This window comes from Haloterrigena sp. KLK7 (assembly GCF_037914945.1).
Lineage (GTDB): Archaea > Halobacteriota > Halobacteria > Halobacteriales > Natrialbaceae > Haloterrigena > Haloterrigena salinisoli.
The window spans coordinates 1,134,688-1,151,186 of the sequence record NZ_CP149787.1 but is presented as its reverse complement, the minus strand read 5'-3'; the positions used below and the strand labels follow the sequence as shown (position 1 = coordinate 1,151,186).

Annotated in this window: 13 protein-coding genes; 8 read left to right on the top strand and 5 right to left on the bottom strand. The window is 67.2% G+C overall.

What is annotated here, in order from left to right; all coding sequences use genetic code 11:
- Window positions 1-142: 142 nt before the first annotated feature.
- The gene (locus WD430_RS05715) at window positions 143-2,329 is read left to right on the top strand and encodes an elongation factor EF-2 (protein WP_339105056.1); all 2,187 of its coding nucleotides are present in this window, start codon (window positions 143-145) and stop codon (window positions 2,327-2,329) included.
- Window positions 2,330-2,589: 260 nt separating this feature from the next.
- Here WD430_RS05715 and serS read toward each other — a convergent pair whose 3' ends face one another.
- Window positions 2,590-3,969: a serine--tRNA ligase gene (serS, locus tag WD430_RS05710; protein ID WP_339105055.1), complete on the bottom strand. Its 1,380-nt coding sequence runs from the start codon at window positions 3,967-3,969 to the stop codon at window positions 2,590-2,592.
- A 212-nt stretch (window positions 3,970-4,181) separates the two neighbouring features.
- Here serS and WD430_RS05705 point away from each other — a divergent pair, with 212 nt between their 5' ends.
- Window positions 4,182-5,390 carry a TrkA C-terminal domain-containing protein gene (locus WD430_RS05705; protein ID WP_339105054.1) on the top strand — a complete coding sequence of 403 codons (1,209 nt, stop codon included), beginning with the start codon at window positions 4,182-4,184 and terminating at the stop codon, window positions 5,388-5,390.
- A 67-nt stretch (window positions 5,391-5,457) separates the two neighbouring features.
- Here the strand turns inward: WD430_RS05705 and WD430_RS05700 are convergent, their stop codons facing one another.
- Window positions 5,458-5,598 carry a hypothetical protein gene (locus WD430_RS05700; RefSeq protein ID WP_339105053.1) on the bottom strand — a complete coding sequence of 47 codons (141 nt, stop codon included), beginning with the start codon at window positions 5,596-5,598 and terminating at the stop codon, window positions 5,458-5,460.
- 350 nt (window positions 5,599-5,948) lie between these two features.
- On the opposite strand from WD430_RS05700, the gene WD430_RS05695 reads away from it, so the two are divergent.
- Both WD430_RS05695 and WD430_RS05690 read left to right on the top strand, forming a co-directional pair.
- Window positions 5,949-7,052: an SDR family oxidoreductase gene (locus WD430_RS05695; RefSeq protein WP_339105052.1), complete on the top strand. Its 1,104-nt coding sequence runs from the start codon at window positions 5,949-5,951 to the stop codon at window positions 7,050-7,052.
- A 193-nt stretch (window positions 7,053-7,245) separates the two neighbouring features.
- Window positions 7,246-7,596 (top strand): hypothetical protein, encoded by a 351-nt coding sequence (locus WD430_RS05690; RefSeq protein ID WP_339105051.1) that lies wholly within the window; start codon window positions 7,246-7,248, stop codon window positions 7,594-7,596.
- Window positions 7,597-7,617: 21 nt separating this feature from the next.
- Here the strand turns inward: WD430_RS05690 and WD430_RS05685 are convergent, their stop codons facing one another.
- Both WD430_RS05685 and WD430_RS05680 read right to left on the bottom strand, forming a co-directional pair.
- A complete protein-coding gene (locus tag WD430_RS05685; RefSeq protein ID WP_339105797.1) occupies window positions 7,618-8,043 on the bottom strand; it encodes a CrcB family protein in 426 nt (141 codons plus the stop codon).
- A 16-nt stretch (window positions 8,044-8,059) separates the two neighbouring features.
- Window positions 8,060-8,473, bottom strand: coding sequence for a CrcB family protein (locus WD430_RS05680; RefSeq protein ID WP_339105050.1), 414 nt, complete (start codon window positions 8,471-8,473; stop codon window positions 8,060-8,062).
- A 248-nt stretch (window positions 8,474-8,721) separates the two neighbouring features.
- On the opposite strand from WD430_RS05680, the gene WD430_RS05675 reads away from it, so the two are divergent.
- Complete coding sequence (locus WD430_RS05675; RefSeq protein ID WP_339105049.1) at window positions 8,722-9,633, top strand: cation diffusion facilitator family transporter; 912 nt, start codon at window positions 8,722-8,724, stop codon at window positions 9,631-9,633.
- A gap of 9 nt (window positions 9,634-9,642) precedes the next feature.
- Here the strand turns inward: WD430_RS05675 and WD430_RS05670 are convergent, their stop codons facing one another.
- The gene (locus WD430_RS05670) at window positions 9,643-11,082 is read right to left on the bottom strand and encodes a HAMP domain-containing sensor histidine kinase (RefSeq protein ID WP_339105048.1); all 1,440 of its coding nucleotides are present in this window, start codon (window positions 11,080-11,082) and stop codon (window positions 9,643-9,645) included.
- A gap of 166 nt (window positions 11,083-11,248) precedes the next feature.
- Between WD430_RS05670 and WD430_RS05665 the strand changes: the two genes are divergently transcribed.
- The 3 genes from WD430_RS05665 (at window position 11,249) to WD430_RS05655 (ending at window position 16,495) form a co-directional block, all read left to right on the top strand.
- Window positions 11,249-12,175 (top strand): MBL fold metallo-hydrolase, encoded by a 927-nt coding sequence (locus WD430_RS05665; RefSeq protein WP_339105047.1) that lies wholly within the window; start codon window positions 11,249-11,251, stop codon window positions 12,173-12,175.
- Between the two features lie 237 nt (window positions 12,176-12,412).
- Complete coding sequence (locus WD430_RS05660; protein WP_339105046.1) at window positions 12,413-14,371, top strand: long-chain fatty acid--CoA ligase; 1,959 nt, start codon at window positions 12,413-12,415, stop codon at window positions 14,369-14,371.
- A 180-nt stretch (window positions 14,372-14,551) separates the two neighbouring features.
- The gene (locus tag WD430_RS05655) at window positions 14,552-16,495 is read left to right on the top strand and encodes a cation:proton antiporter (protein WP_339105045.1); all 1,944 of its coding nucleotides are present in this window, start codon (window positions 14,552-14,554) and stop codon (window positions 16,493-16,495) included.
- The last annotated feature ends 4 nt before the right edge of the window (window positions 16,496-16,499 follow it).

Sequence of the window (16,499 nt, the reverse complement as noted above, 5' to 3'; positions counted from 1 at the left end):
GCTCGCGATGCCGACGGGAGAATTGTGCGAGGCATTCACTCACTCAAATTGGATATTCCACCGCTGGAACCCGGAAACGCGACGGATTCCGGCGGCGACGAAACACTACCCTTTTGACCCCGCTGGCGGTAATGGGGGGTATATGGGCCGACGCAAGAAGATCGTCCAAGAGTGTGAACGGTTGATGGACGAACCGGAGAACATCCGGAACATCGCCATCGCCGCTCACGTCGACCACGGGAAAACAACGCTTTCTGACAACCTCCTCGCGGGTGCAGGCATGATCTCCGACGAGACTGCCGGCGAACAGCTCGCGATGGACACGGAGGAAGACGAGCAGGAACGTGGGATCACCATCGACGCGGCGAACGTTTCGATGACCCACGAGTACGAGGGCACCAACCACCTCATCAACCTCATCGACACGCCGGGCCACGTCGACTTCGGTGGCGACGTCACCCGCGCGATGCGCGCCGTCGACGGTGCGCTGGTCGTCGTCGACGCCGTCGAAGGGGCCATGCCCCAGACCGAGACGGTGCTTCGACAGGCCCTGCGCGAGGGCGTCAAGCCGACCCTGTTCATCAACAAGGTCGACCGCCTGATCTCCGAACTGCAGGAAGGGCCCGAAGAGATGCAGCAGCGCCTGCTGTCGGTCATCCACGACGTCAACGAGCTCATCCGCGGGATGACTCAGGACATGGACGACATCGAGGACTGGACCGTCTCCGTCGAGGACGGCACCGTCGGATTCGGGTCCGCGCTGTACAAGTGGGGCGTCTCGATGCCCTCGATGCAGCGCACCGGGATGGACTTCGGCGAGATCATGGAACTCGAGCGCAACGACAAGCGCCAGGAGCTCCACGAGCGGACGCCGCTGTCGGACGTCGTGCTCGACATGGTCTGTGAGCACTTCCCGAACCCGGTCGACGCTCAGCCCCGTCGTATTCCGCGCATCTGGCGCGGCGACGACGAGTCGGAGCTGGCCGAATCGATGCAGCTGGTCGACGAGGACGGCGAGGTCGTCTTCATGGTCACCGACATCTCGATGGACCCCCACGCGGGCGAGATCGCCTCCGGTCGCGTCTTCTCGGGATCGCTCGAGAAGGGCCAGGAGCTGTACGTCTCCGGGACCGCGGGCAAGAACCGCATCCAGTCGGTCGGCATCTACATGGGTGGCGAACGCGAGGAGGTCGACGAAGTTCCCGCCGGGAACATCGCCGCCGTCACCGGCCTCAAGGACGCCATCGCCGGCTCGACCGTCTCGAGCGTCGAGATGACGCCGTTCGAGTCGATCGAGCACATCTCCGAGCCGGTCATTACGAAGTCCGTCGAGGCCCAGAACATGGACGACCTGCCGAAGCTGATCGAGACGCTCCGACAGGTCTCCAAGGAGGACCCGACGATCCAGATCAACATCAACGAGGACACCGGCGAACACCTGATCTCCGGACAGGGTGAACTCCACCTCGAGGTCATCACCCAGCGTATCGAGAAGAACCAGGGCATTCCGGTCAACACCGGCGAACCGATCGTCGTCTACCGCGAGCAGCCCCAGAACCCCAGCGACGAGGTCGAGGGCATCTCGCCGAACCGCCACAACCGCTTCTACATCTCCATCGAGCCGATGACGGACGAACTCGTCGACACCATCAAGCTCGGCGAGGCCTCCATGGACATGCCCGAGCAGGAACGCCGCGAGGCCCTGCAGGAAGCCGGCATGGACAAGGACACGTCCCAGAACGTCGAGCACATCCACGGGACGAACATCCTCATCGACGACACGAAGGGTATCCAGCACCTCAACGAGACGATGGAACTCGTCGTCGAGGGGCTCGAGGAGGCCCTCGACAACGGTCCGCTGGCCAACGAGCCGGTTCAGGGGACGCTCATCCGGCTCCACGACGCCCGGCTCCACGAGGACACCATCCACCGCGGTCCGGCACAGGTCATCCCGGCGACCCGCGAGGCCGTCCACAAGGCCCTGATCGACGGGAAGATCAAGATGCTCGAGCCGATGCAGGACGTCCGCATCGACGTGCCCAACGACCACATGGGCGCCGCCTCCGGCGAGATCCAGGGTCGTCGTGGCCGCGTCGACGACATGTACCAGGAAGGGGACCTCATGGTCGTCGAGGGTATCGCGCCCGTCGGCGAGATGATCGGCTTCGCGAGCGACATCCGCTCCGCGACCGAGGGCCGTGCCTCCTGGAACACCGAGAACGCCGGCTTCGAGGTCATGTCCGACTCCCTCCAGCGTGACAAGATCATGGAGATCCGCGAGCGCAAGGGCATGAAGCTCGAGCTGCCGCCGAGCATCGACTACCTGTAACGTCGACTCGCCGCTCGCAACCGGTCGATTTCTTCCGTTATTTTTCGCCTCGAGTGCTGACTCCGTCTCTCGACGATTTCAGAAGCCGACCCGTCTGCCACCGATCCGATCGGTTCGTCGCCGCTCGAGGGAATTATTTTCGCGCTCGCTCGAAGCCGGCGCGAATCGAAGCCGACGGCTCGCCGGCCGCGGCGACGAACGAGTGAAACGGACTCGAGAAGCGTTCGAGAAGTGAGGTACTGCCAGCGCCGAGGACTCGCTTACTCCCGTTCGCCCGCACCGAGCGCGGCCTCGCCGACCTTCTCGTGGCCCTCGATGACCTCCTGGCCGCCCATGTACGGCCGCAGGGGCTCGGGAATCGTCACGGTGCCGTCCTCGTTCTGGTAGTACTCGAGGATAGCGACCATCACGCGCGGAATCGCGACGCCCGAGGCGTTCAGCGTGTGGAGGTACTCCGCCGACTCGTGGCGCTCGGGGCGGTAGCGCAGGCCGGCACGGCGGGCCTGGAAGGCCTCGAAGTTCGAGGCCGTCGAGACCTCGAGCCAGCGGCCGCCTTCCTCGGGGCCGTCGTCCATGTCGTCTGCGGGGGCCCAGACCTCGAGGTCGATCTGTTTGGCGGCCTTGAACCCGAGGTCGCCGGTACAGAGCTCGAGCACGCGGTAGGGCAGGCCCAGACGCTGGAGGACCTCCTCGGCCTCGCCGAGCAGTTCCTCGAGGCGATCGTAGCTGTCCTCGGGTTCGACGAAGTTGACGAGTTCGACCTTGTTGAACTGGTGGACGCGGACGATCCCTCTGGTCTCGGTGCCGTGTTCACCGGCCTCGCGCCGGAAGTTCGGCGTGTAGGCCTGGTGTTTCAGCGGCAGGTCGTCCTCGAGGAGGATGTCGTCGGCGTACATGTTGGTGACCGGCACCTCGGCGGTGGGACAGAGCCAGAGGTCGTCGTCGTCGTAGTCCTCCTCGTTGTCGCCGCCGATGCGGTAGGCGTCGTCGGCGAACTTCGGAAGCTGTCCGGTCCCCTGCATCGACTCGCTGTTGATCGGCACCGGCGGGAAGATATCGACGTAGCCCTGCTCGCGGTGGACGTCCAGCATGAACTGGATCAGCGCGTGCTCTAAGCGGGCGCCGTCGCCCTTCAGGAAGTAGAAGCCGCTGCCGGTCGTCTTCGCGCCGCGTTGCTCGTCGATGATGTCCATCTCCTCGCCGAGGTCGTAGTGCGGGACGACGTCGGCGGGGACGTCGCGGCGGTCGTCGAAGCCCCAGCGGCGGTCCTCGACGTTGTGGCACTCGTCGACCCCCTTCGGAACGCTCTCGTGGGGGATCTGGGGGACCTCGAGCAGCCGCTCCTCGAGTTCGTCCTTGAGCTCGTCGGCCTCGGCCTCGACGTCCTCGATCTCCGATTTGAGCTCCTTCGACTGCTCGATGGCTTCCTCGCGCTCCTCGTCTTTCCCCTCGGCGACCAGTTCGCCGATCTGCTGGGTGATCTGGTTGCGCTCGTGGCGGAGTTCGTCGCCCTTGGCCTTCAGCTCGCGCCAGCGTTCGTCGATCTCGAGGACCTCGTCGAGGTCGACGTCGGCGCCGCGATCGTCGAGGGCCTCGCGTACCTCCTCGGGGTTCTCGCGCAGATAGGTCCGATCGATCATTGCCCGTGGGTTCTCTGTGCCCCGCCAAAACCGTGTCGAAGTACCTTTTTATGCTTCGGATTTCTCGCTCCGCGAGGAATCACTCAGCATAAAAATCTACGCTAAAAAGGCCGCCGTCACGGGCTTCGCCCGTTCCGGCGGTGAACCGCTCGCACGGCTCGCGGATACCGGTGCGGGAAACGCTTTTTTCGCCGCGTAACCGAGTTCGTGCTATGGACCCGCTCGAGGGCGAAGCGTCGTCGGTATCGGTCGAGTACGAGCCGGTCAGCGTCAAGGACGTGCTCGTCGAGATGAAGGACACGGCGGAGCTGCTCATCGACCTCTCGTACTCGGCGGTCCTCCACCGCAACGCCGATCTCGCGCGGGAAGTGCTTCGCTTGGAGGAGCGGATGGACATCCTCAAGCTCCGGGCGCGGATGAGCCTCATGATGGCCGTCCGCAAGCCGGCCGACGCGGAGGAACTCGCGCCCGTGCTGGGGATCGTCGCCGCCGCCGACGAGATCAGCGACGCGGCCGGCGATATCGCGAAGATCGTCTTAGAGGAGATGGGGCTCCCGGAGGCCATGCGCGCGGCGCTGCCCGAAGCGGCCGAGACGCTGGTTCGGGGCGTCGTCGATCCCGACTCCGTCTACGCGGACCGCACCCTCCAGGACATCGACCTCGAGTCCGAGACGGGCGTGCGCGTGATCGCGCTTCGCCGGGGCGAGGACTGGCTGCTCAACCCCGGCCCGGAGACGACCGTCGCCAGCGGGGACGTCGCACTGCTGCGCGGCCCCGACCCGTCGATCGGCGACGTCTGTGAGGAACTGACCGGCGACGTCTACGAGTTGCCGTCGATCGACGACCCCACAGTTCCCGATCTCGAGCGGGCGGTCGACACCATCATCCACATGAAGAACCTCTCGGAACTGGCGGTCGATCTGGCCTACAGCAGCGTGCTGTTCGACAGCGCGGAGCTGGCCGAAGAGGTCCGAAACCTCGAGGTCGAAGTCGACGCCATGCAGTCGCGGTTCGAGGCCTGGACGCTCCGGGCGGCCGCCGACGCGGAGGATCCGGTGGTGCTGCGGGGACTCATCCGGCTGGGGACCAGCACGGAGGTCATCAGCGACGCGGCGATCGACATCAGCGAGGGCGTGCTCCGGGACATCGACGTCCACCCGGTCGTTCAGCTGGCGGTCCAGGAGAGCGACGAGATCATCACGCGCGTCGAGGTCGAGCCCGACAGCGACCTCGACGGTATCGAAGTGACCGGCGGCGTTCCGGACGTCGAGTCGACGATGTCGGTGATCGCCATCCGCCGACCCGGCGAGGGGTGGCTGCTGGTCACCGACGCCGACGCCGAGTTACAGGGGGGCGACGTCCTCATCTCGAAGGGTACCCGGACGTCGGCGGCGGCGTTCGAGGAACTCGCGCAGGCCTGATCGTCCGACGAGCGCCGCCGTGGAGTTCGTCTCCGAGCCTCGTCTGCCGTCGCCGTCGGCAGTCGCGTCAACCGGCGTACTCGACCAGCGCGGTCACCAGCTCGAGGTAGACGACGGCCCCGAGGATGGCGATTACCGCGGCCAGCGCAAACGGCACGAGCGTCTCGCTCTGTTTTCGAATCGGGATCGCCCGGAAGAAGCCGATCATCGCCCGAACCTCCGTTCCGTTCGCAGCGGACGCTCCGCGTGGTGGGCGTCTCGGCACCGTCGAGTACGGGCTTCTCGATGCGGTCGGCCGCGGGACGGTCGGGCTGGGTCCATACGAATCGGACCCACGGTCGAACACTTGAAACTCAGTCAGACGCTCGACTGACGGGTTGACGCCCGGCCGACGCGGAACCGACACCGGTCTCGCGGATCGCCCCGATCGCCCGGCGATCGGGATCGGCCGAAGCGGACGTCAGCGCGCGAGTCCGTCTCTCCGCCCGCAGCGGCCGCGGCCATGCCCATACAGGGGCGAGTGCAAGGCGGCTCGAACCCGTAGTACGGGGACGAACCATGAACGCAGAGCTGAAGCCGCTCGAGGAGCAGGTGATCGTGATCACCGGCGCGTCGTCGGGGATCGGGCTGACGACCGCGCGGATGGCCGCCGAGCGGGGCGCCCGCGTCGTAGTCGCCGCCCGGAGCGAGGGCGCCCTCCGGGAGTTGACCGCGGAGATCGAGGCCGACGGCGGCGAGGCGACGGCCGTCGCCGCCGACGTCAGCGACCGCGAGGACGTCCGCGAGATCCGGCGGGTCGCCGAGGAGACCTACGGCGGCTTCGACACCTGGGTCAACGGCGCGGCCGTCTCCATCTACGGCGAACTCGACGAGGTCCCCGTCGAGGAGATGCGCGAGCAGTTCGACGTCAACGTCTGGGGACTGCTCTACGGCTCGCTCGAGGCCGCCGATCACTTCAAATCCCGGGGACGGGAGGGGGCGATCATCAACGTCGGCAGCATCGTCTCCGAGCGCGCCGTCCTCCTGCAGGGCAGCTATTCGGCCTCGAAACACGCCGTGAAGGGCTTTACCGAGACGCTTCGGATGGAACTCGAGCGCGAGGGCGCCCCCGTCTCGGTGACGCTGATCAAGCCGAGCGCGATCGATACGCCGTTCCCCGATCACGCGAAAAATCACATGGACGAGGAAGCGACGCTGCCGGCCCCGGTCTACGCGCCGGAGACGGTCGCCCGGGCGATCTGCCACGCCGCCGAACACCCCCAGCACGAGGTGACCGTCGGGGCCGGCGGGAAGCAGATGACCGTCCTCGGGGAGTTCGCCTCGAGGGCGATGGACAAGCTGATGGAGACCGTCTTCTACCGCCAGCAGCGCACCGGCGACCCGCCGCGCCCCGACGCCGCCGACGGCCTCGAGGAGCCGACCGGCGACCTCGAGCAACGCGGCGGCTACGAGGGCCACGTTTCCGAGACGAGCCTCTACACGAGTCTCCGGCAGCGGCGGGAACTCCCCGGCTCGAGCGCGCTCGGCGCCGGACTCGTCGCGGGAGCCGTCTACGCGGGGTACAGACTGCTGCGGAGCGGCCGCGACTCGAGCGTCGACGCCGCGGCGTCGGAAGCGGAAGCGGACGCTGAGGAACGTCGCCTCGAGACGCCGCGTCTCTGATCGTCCCGTCGGTCCCGTTCTGGGACGCGTCTCGAATCGCTCGAGTCGGGCGCAGTGACTACCGCACTGTCGTCGGTACGGTGTCGCTGTGGCGACACGACGACCTCCCGAGACGCCGACGGTCGCGTCGAACCCGCAGTCGATGCGCGTGTGCAGGCTCAACCGTTCACCGTCGGATACCCGAACGTCGGTCATGGTCGTCGGCACGCTCTTCGTCGTTAGTCTGCTGACCGGCGGACTGGGAATCTACGTCGGCGCGCGGCTGGTCGTCGGGGAAGAGGAACCCCTGCACGCGATCCTGACGGGACTGCTCGGGGCAGTCGTCTGGGTGGTCGGCGGCGTCCTCCTCGGGTGGATCCCCCTGCTCGGCCAACTGCTCGTGCTGGCCGTCTACGCGTGGATGGTCGACCGCCGGTATCCGGGCGGCTGGCGTAACGCCGTCTCGATCGCTCTCATCGCCTGGGTCGTCACCCTGGTCGTGCTGACCGTCCTCGCCTCCCTCGGGTTCGCGACCTACGAGGCGATCGGCGTTCCGTTCGCGTGACCGATCGTCGTTCTCGAGCCGTTACAGCGGCCAGACGTCGACGATTACCCACGCGATCCCGATCGCCGACAGCGAGAGCGCGAGGTTTCCGGCCGCGTTAGCGACGGCGAGGCGGCGGTCACCGCGCTCGTACAACTGGACGGTCTCGACCGAAAACGACGAGAACGTCGTGAACGCGCCGCAGATTCCGGTCCCGACCAGTCGAAGCGTCGACTCGCCGACGCCCCCGAAGAGGGCGAGCGCGAAGCCGAAACTGCCGAGGACGTTCACGACCAGCGTGGGCCACGGGAACCGCTCGCTGGCTACCCGGAGCGAGACCCAGTGGCGAAGCACCGCGCCGATCGCGCCACCGATCCCCACGATCAGTGCCGGATCGAGGTCGAACGCGGCGGCCGCGAGGACGAGGACGAGGACGGCGACGGTGACGTCCGGGACCGACTCGAGGATCACGTGCGATCACCGCTCACGCCGTCTCACCGCCCGTTCCGGACTCGAGGCCCGCGCCGAGTCGACGCGCGACGGCACGTCCGACGAGAACGCCGGCGAAGCCGAACCCGTAGTTGCCGGCGACGATGGCGACGAGGACGACGGGGTCGGCCGCTAGCGCGGTCTGGAGCGCGAACGTGCTGTAGGTCGTCAGCGACGAGAGGAAGCCGGTCGAGAGGAGGAGCCGCGACCGCCGGCCCAAGAGTCCCGCGTACTCGGCTTCGTACACGAGAAATCCGAGCGCGGCGCTTCCGAGGGCGTTGACCGCCAGCACCGCCCGGACGTCGGACCCCAGCCCCATCGCGACGTAGCGGAGGTTCGCCCCGGCGAACGCTCCGACGGCGATCAGCGCGAGCGTCTCGAGGCGAACGAGCGGATGGTCGGCGGTCATCGGTGATCGGTGGGACGGTCGGTCTCGGGACCGATACGGTGCGGAGTTCTCACACGGTCGATATCAGGATTGCGAAACGGTCCCTCGAGGAACCGGCCGTCTGATCGACTCGGATGGGCGACCCGGTCGCCCCCACGGCGAGGAACGCGCCCGCGCTCGAGGACACGAAGCGGGGAGCGGACCGGGGGCGCGTCGGTCCCACCGACGGAAGGAAAAGAGCCAAGGTTAGACTGGCTCTAGACCGAGCCATGGCCACCGACGGTGCCGGGAGCGGGCGACGGGGCTTCACGCGAGCGGCGGTAGTCAACGTCCTCGGGAACGCGGTGAAGATCGTCGTCGAGGGGGCCGCGGGGCTGCTCTTCGGTAGCGTCGCCCTGCTGGCCGACGCGGCCCACTCGATCGCCGATCTGATCGCGAGCCTCGTCGTGCTCGTCTGGGGCCGCAGTTCCTACGCCGAACCCGACGACACTCACCCGCACGGTCACGACCGGATCGAACCCCTGACGGCGCTGTTCGTCGGTGCGGTCATCGCGTTGCTCGGTCTGAACCTGCTCTACGAGTCCGCCCAGGGGATCCTCTACGGCGTCGAGGTCGAGTTCAGCCCGCTCCTGCTCGCCGCGCTCGCGTTCTCGATCGTCGATATGTACCTCGTCTACCGGTACACGACGGTGATCAACGAGGCGCTGAACTCGACCGCACTCAAGGCGCTGGCGGTCGACTGTCTCAACGACATCTACACCTCCTTCGCCGCCGTCGTCGGCGTCGTCGGCGTCCTGCTGGGCCAGCCGCTGCTCGATCCGATCGCCGGCGGCTTCGTCAGCCTGCTGGTCGTCTACCAGGGCGTCGAGATCGGCCGCGAGAACGTCGACTACCTCATCGGCGCCGCGGCGAGCCCGGAGAAGCGGACGGAAATCGTCGACGCCCTCCGCAGCCACCCCGACGTCGAGGGCGTCCACGATCTGACCGTCTTCTACGACGGCACCGTCCTCGAGGTCGAGGTCCACGTCGAGGTCGACGGCGACATGCCGTTCCGGAAGGCCCACGACGTCGAGTCGGACCTGGTCGATCGGGTGCGCGGCCTCGAGGACGTCGGAGACGCCCACGTCCACCTCGATCCGTCGGGGATCGGCGAGTGGAAGGAGTGTCTCGACGAGCGGTGACGGCCGGCCTCAGGGCGGTTTCGTCGTAGAATCCGTCGGTTCCGATTCGATATCATCCCGGTCGTTCGGATCCGTGTCGGCCGGGTCCCGATCGCTCGAGTTCGTCTCTCCCGCTGTCCGATTATTCGAGCCCGTCTCCGCCGCTGGCTTCCGTTCTCGCTTCCCGCCAGCGGCGGGCGCCGTTCCAGCGGCGGCTGTCAACCGCGATTCGACGGCCGCCGCCGGCGGGTTCGAACCGGTCCGACGCCGCCTCCGATCTGCGGCCTCGGCCGCTCGCTCGGCGTCGGCCCGTGGCAGCGTCACGGTGAAGACGCTCCCCTCGGGCCCGGTCTCCGCGAGATCGACGCGCCCGCCGTATCGCGTCGCCAGAATCCGGACGAGGTACAGCCCCAGTCCGTGGTTATCGGATCGCCGTTCGAACAGCGTCTCTCGGACGGGCGTCGGAATTCCGGGCCCGTTGTCCGCGATGCGGACGGTCACGGTTTCGTCCGTCGCAGCGACCGCCACCTCGACGCGGGCCGGTTCGCTGTCGTTGTGTTCGACGGCGTTCTCGAGGACGTTCGCGAAGATCCACCTGATTCCCTCGTTGCCCACGACGCGGACGTCGTCCGGAACCGTCGCCTCGAGTTCGACCTCGATCTCGACGTCGTCGAACTGCCGTTCCAGTTCCGTCACCTCGTCGGACAGGACGTCGTCGAGCGCGACGACGGCCCGGCCCGTCGACGTCCGCGTCGCGTTCAACATCGCGCGGATATCGTCGATCACCGCGGTCAGTTCCTCGCTCTCGCGGTCGATCGTCTCGAGGGACGCCCGCGTCGAGTCGTCGGCGTCCTCGAGGAGCAACGTCGCGTGGCCGCCGATGATCTGGGTGCTGTTGAGGACCTCGTGGCGCAGTAGATCGCTGAGATACGCGAGGAGTTCGCGGTCCTCCTCGAGTTGCTCGGCGCGGACGACCGCGGCCGTCGCCACGACCTCGCGCTGGATCGCCCGCGCTTCGAGGTAGCCGACGAGAAACCCGCCCGCGGCACCGACGTTCAGCGAGAAGTGCGCCCAGGCGACGTTGCCGGCGAAGCTGTACCAGGGAAAGAAGGCCATCACGAGGGCGTTGACCGCCAGAAAGACGATCGCGCCGCCGGAACTCCACCGGACGATCCGTTCGTATCGGTCGCCGCCGATATCGCTCCGGTCGAGCCGAACGCCGGCCCAGACGAGCGCGAGCGCGGGGACGGCGACCGTACAGAAACCGATGACGACGGCCGTCGCGGTGAGCAGTGATCGGAATCGGAGACACCACGCGACGAAAAACCCGGCCGACAGGAGACCGAACGCGCAGACCGTCCACGGGTGTAGCCGCGTCGTCCGTTCCGTCCGTCGGCGTCTCGGCGCACCGCTCATGCTCTCCTCACCGACGATCCTGTCGCGGACGGTGACGGCATCTGCGGTAGCCAACTCAGCCCGATGTGAAGTTTGTAACGACTCGGCGATCGGTCCGTCCGGAACCCCGGTCGCCGCCTCGCGGCGACGGTCCCCGCCGGCAGTCCCGCGTTCCTCACCGTCGCCGGTCGTTCGCGGAGACGGTGCCAGCTTTTATCTCCGGCGCTGACGGGGTACCTGTATGGCCACGGAGACCGGTGCGGTTCACGAGGTGACGGCCGGCGACTGCACGGACTGTTACTATCTCGACACGGGAATGTACGATACCCCGGAGTACGGCGCCGTCTACATCGTCGACGACGAGCGGCCCGCCGTCGTCGAGACCGGGCTCGGAACGAACCACGAACTGATCCTCGAGGCGCTCGCCGAACTCGACATCGACCGCGAGGAGCTCGCGGCCGTCGCGGTCACGCACATCCACCTCGATCACGCCGGCGGCGCGGGCTACCTCGCCGAGGCGTGTCCGAACGCGGACGTCTACGTCCCGTCGCCGGGCGCGGGACTGCTCGTCGATCCGACGCGGCTGGTCGAGGGGACGAAAGCCGCCGTCGGCGACCAGTGGGAGTACTACGTCGAACCGGAACCGATCCCGGAAGAGCGCATCGTCGAGATCGAAGACGGCGACACCGTCGATCTCGGCGCTCACGAACTGCGCGTCCACGAGGCGCCGGGCCACGCCTTCCACCAGGTCGTCTTCGAGGACCCCGCGAACGACGCCGTCTTCACGGGCGACGCCGCGGGCATCTGGGTCCCCGAGACCGAGGAGATCCGCGAGACCTCGCCGCCGTCCGACTTCCACCTAGAGCAGTGCCTCGAGGACGTCGAGACCCTCAAATCGATCGATCCGGACGTCCTGCTCTACACGCACTTCGGGCCCCGCGAGGTCGGCGACGACGCCGCGGCGGCGCTCGAGGCGTACGCGACCGTCCTCGAGGAGTGGGTCGAGACCGTCGCGGAAATACGCGCGGAACTCGGGGACGACGCGGCCGTGATCGACCACTTCGCCGACTCCGAGGCGATGGCCGACGTCTGGGGGGAGCGCAAGGCCGGCGCCGAGGCCGCGATGAACGCGCGGGGCGTCCTCGGCTACCTCGACGAGCGCGACTGAGCCGACTCGATCGGGGTCCGCTCGACTTCGCGCTCGGTCCTCGACTCCTCGGGCGGACTCGGGCGCACCGACGGGAGCGCACCGAAGAGCGATGCAACCCGTTGTGAGTTTCTCCCACTGGCGATCGATCGGGCCGTACAGTCCCGCTCGAACCGATTCGGCGATCGGGACGCGCCGCGGGGTGACTGACCGCAGTTTCAGCACGTTTTATCGCTCGGGAGGTACTGTCACGCGTATATGGACTGGCGGGACGCGGAACGAGAGTACGAGGACGAGACGATCCGGGAGACGACGCTCGGACGGATGTTCGAACGGTCGGCCGAGCGAAACTCGAACCGTCCGGCCCAGCGGTACAAGGGCGGCATCTACGACCGGTCGCTGACCGATTCGGTGATCTCGGCCGCGACTCCCGGCGAGTTCCGTCCGCTCTCCTACGCCGAGATGCGCGATATCGTGCGCAAGCTCTCGGCGGGCTTTCACGACCTCGGCGTCGAGTCCGGCGACCGCGTGGGCCTGTTCGCGAACACCCGGATGGAGTGGGCCCAGTGTGACTTCGCCCTGCTCAGTACGGGTGCCGTCGTCACCACCGTCTACACGGGTTCGTCGCCGAGTCAGGTCGAGTACCTGCTCGACGATCCCGACGCCGACGCCGTCGTCGTCGAGAACGGCGATCTCCTCGAGACGGTCCTCGAGGTCGAGGACGAACTCGATCTCGAGTTCATCGTCTCGATCGACGAGATCGAGGGGTACGACGACCGCGACGACGTCTACACCCTAGACGAGGTCTACGACCGCGGCGCGGAGACCTTCGACCTCGAGGCCTACGAGGACCGGCTCGAGGCGGTCGAACTGGACGATCTGGCGAGTCTCATCTACACCAGCGGGACGACCGGCCAGCCGAAGGGCGTCCAGCTCTCCCACTGGAACTTCCGATCGAACGTCAACGGCATCCGCAAGCGGCTCGCGAGCCGACCGGATCGGGACGACGACGTACCGACGTTAGACGAGGAGTCGCTGGCGATGTCGTACCTGCCGCTGGCCCACGTCTTCGAGCGGACGGCCGGCCACTTCGTGCTGTTCGCCAGCGGCGCCTGCGTCGCCTACGCGGAGAGTCCGGACACGCTCCAGGAGGACTTCAGTATCGTCGGGCCGACGACGGCCACGAGCGTCCCCCGCGTCTACGAGAAGATCTACGATGGGATCCGCGAGCAGGCCAGCGAGTCCGGCGCGAAACAGCGGATCTTCGAGTGGGCGACCGACGTCGGCGTCGAGTACCAGCGGGCGGACTCGCCCGGGCCGATCCTGAACGCCAAACGGGCGCTCGCCGACAGACTCGTCTTCTCGACGGTCCGCGAGGCGCTGGGCGGCAACATCGAACTGCTGATCAGCGGCGGCGGCAGCCTCTCGCCGGAGCTCTGTCGGCTCTATCACGCCATGGGGCTGCCCATCTTCGAAGGGTACGGACTGACCGAGACCTCACCGGTCGTCTCGACGAATCCCCCGGACGCCGCGGAGATCGGCACCATCGGCCCGCCCCTGTCCAACGTCGAACTCGAGATCGACGAGACCGTCGCCGATCAGGAGGCGTTCGACGGTGATCCCGGCGACGTCGGCGAACTCCTCGTCGCGGGACCGAGCGTCACCGAGGGCTACTGGGACAAGCCCGGCGCGACCCAGGGCGCGTTCACGGAGGACGACGACGGAAAACGGTGGTTCCGCACCGGCGACATCGTCCACCGCCGGCCCGACGGCTACCTCGAGTTCCGCGACCGGCTCAAGCAGATCATCGTGCTCTCGACGGGGAAGAACGTCGCGCCGGGGCCGATCGAGGACGCCTTCGCGGCCAGCGAGGTCGTCGAGCAGGCGATGGTCGTCGGCGACGGCGAGAAATTTATCGGCGCCCTGCTCGTGCCCAACACGGCCCACATTCGCGAATGGGCCACGGAAGAGGGGATCGACCTCCCCGACGATCCCGAGGCGATGTGCGACGACGAGCGCGTCCGCGAGCACATTCAGGCGGAGGTCAACCGCGTCAACCGGAACTTCGAGAAACACGAGACGATCAAGCGGTTCGAACTCGTCCCACAGGAGTTCACCGAGGAGAACGACATGCTGACGCCGACGATGAAGAAGAAGCGCCGCGTCATCCTCGAGCAGTTCGAGGACCGCGTCGACCGGATCTACGCGGACGACTGATCGCTCCCGTCGCGACGGCGGTCGTCGCGCTCCCTCGCGGGTTCCGGTCGGCCCCGACGGCTCGAGACGACTCGACCACTCGCGCGCGTTTCTCACAGGAGTTAACCGGGTGGGCTGATTTTTTCAATACGAATGGACGTGTTTGCAGTATCGTCGTGCCAACTGGTGACGGGCACAACTATGACGAGTATCGAAACGGGCGGCAATCTGCTCATACTGGTCGCCGCAATCGTCGGCCTCGGCGTTTTCTCACAGCTCCTTTCGGCGCGCTTTCGGGTTCCGAGCATCATCTTCCTGCTCACGGCGGGCGTCCTCCTGGGTCCGGAAGGGATCGGGAAATGGCTCCCGACCGCCGCGGAGGCGATCGTCGGTCCCGGCGACGTCCCCGGGTGGATCGCGACGATGGACCCGTTCGTCACTCAGGAAACGTTCGGTCCCGCGCTCTCCACCATCGTCGGGCTCTCGGTCGCGATCATCGTCTTCGAGGGCGCCTTCCACCTCAAGATCGACAAGATCAGGGAAGCGCCGTCGGCCGTCCTGCGGCTGACGACGATCGGAGCAGCGATCGCGCTGCTGGGGACCGCCGCCTCGGTTCGGTTCTTCCTCGACGCGAACTGGGACATCTCGCTGTTGATCGGCGCGCTCCTCGTCGCGACGGGGCCGACGGTCATCACGCCGATTCTGAAGGTCGTTCCCGTCCGCGACCGGGTCGCGGCGGCCCTCGAGACGGAGGGGATCGTCAACGACGTGACGGCGGCGATCCTCGCGATCGTGCTGTTCGAGGCGATGGTCGTCGACGGAGAGTCGCTCAACTACCTCCAGCTGTTCGCCGAACGGCTCGGGACGGGGCTGCTCGTCGGTCTCGTCGTCGCCGCGGTCATCTGGGCGGTGCTCCAGTACGTCGACATCTCGCCCGACGACGCACCGCGGAACGCGCGGTTGCTCACCCTGGCGGGAGCGATCATCGCCTTCGGCGTCGCCGATTCCATCTTCCACGAGGCGGGCGTCGCGGCCGCCGCGACGGCCGGGCTGATCCTCGGCAACGCGAACCTCCCCTACGAGAAGGAGATCGAGGCGTTCAAGGGCGATATCACCCTGCTCGTTCTCTCGTTCGTCTTCATTACGCTCGCGGCGCTGCTCAACTTCGACCAGCTGTTCGCGCTCGGCCTCGGCGGCCTCGCCGTCGTCGCGGTCGTGATGTTCGTCTTGCGACCGCTACTGGTCTTTCTCTCGACGCGGGGCGACCGATTCACGGTTCGGGAGATGCTGTTCATGAGCTTCGTCGGCCCGCGGGGAATCATCCCGGCGTCGGTCGCGACCCTGTTCGCCATCCGACTGCAGAACGAGGGGAATCAGGCCAGCGCGGACCTGCTCGTCGGGACGGTCTTTCTCGTTATCCTCGTGACGGTCGTCCTCGAAGGCGGATTCGCCAGACAGATCGCGGAGAAACTCGACGTGATACCAATGCGTGTACTCATCATCGGCGGCGGCCGCGTCGGTCGCTCGCTGGCAGAACGACTCGAAGCGCGCGGCGAAAACGTGGTCATCATCGAGGAGGACCTCGCTACCCTCGAGGCCCTTCGCAACGAGGGGTTCACCGCCCGCCGGGGTGACGGGACCGACGTGGACGTGTTACGCGAGGCGGGCGCCGAGAACGCCAAGACCGTCGTCGCGGCGACCGGCGACGACGACGCGAACCTGCTCGTGGCACAGCTCGCGAAGTCGAACTTCGACGTCGAGAACGTGATCGCTCGAGCGAACAACCCGTCGAACGCGTCGGCGTTCGAGGACCTCGGCGTCGAGACCATCTCGGCGGCCGAGTCGACCGCGTGGGCGATCGACAACCAGATCGAACGGCCGGCGCTCTCGAACTGGATGTCCGAACTCGGCCGCTCCGGCGACGTCCAGGAGATCGAAATCACCGACGACGCCCTCGTCGGCAAGCAGATCGTCGACATCGGCGGCGACCTCCCCAACGGCGTCCTCATCGCGCTCGTGAGCCGGAACGGCACCAGCGAGGTGCCCACGCCCGACGTCGAGTTGCAGCGGGGCGACCACATCACGCTCATCGGTCGCAGCGAGGCGGTCAGCGAGGCGATCGAGCGGTACGGCGAGCCGGTGTAGCCGG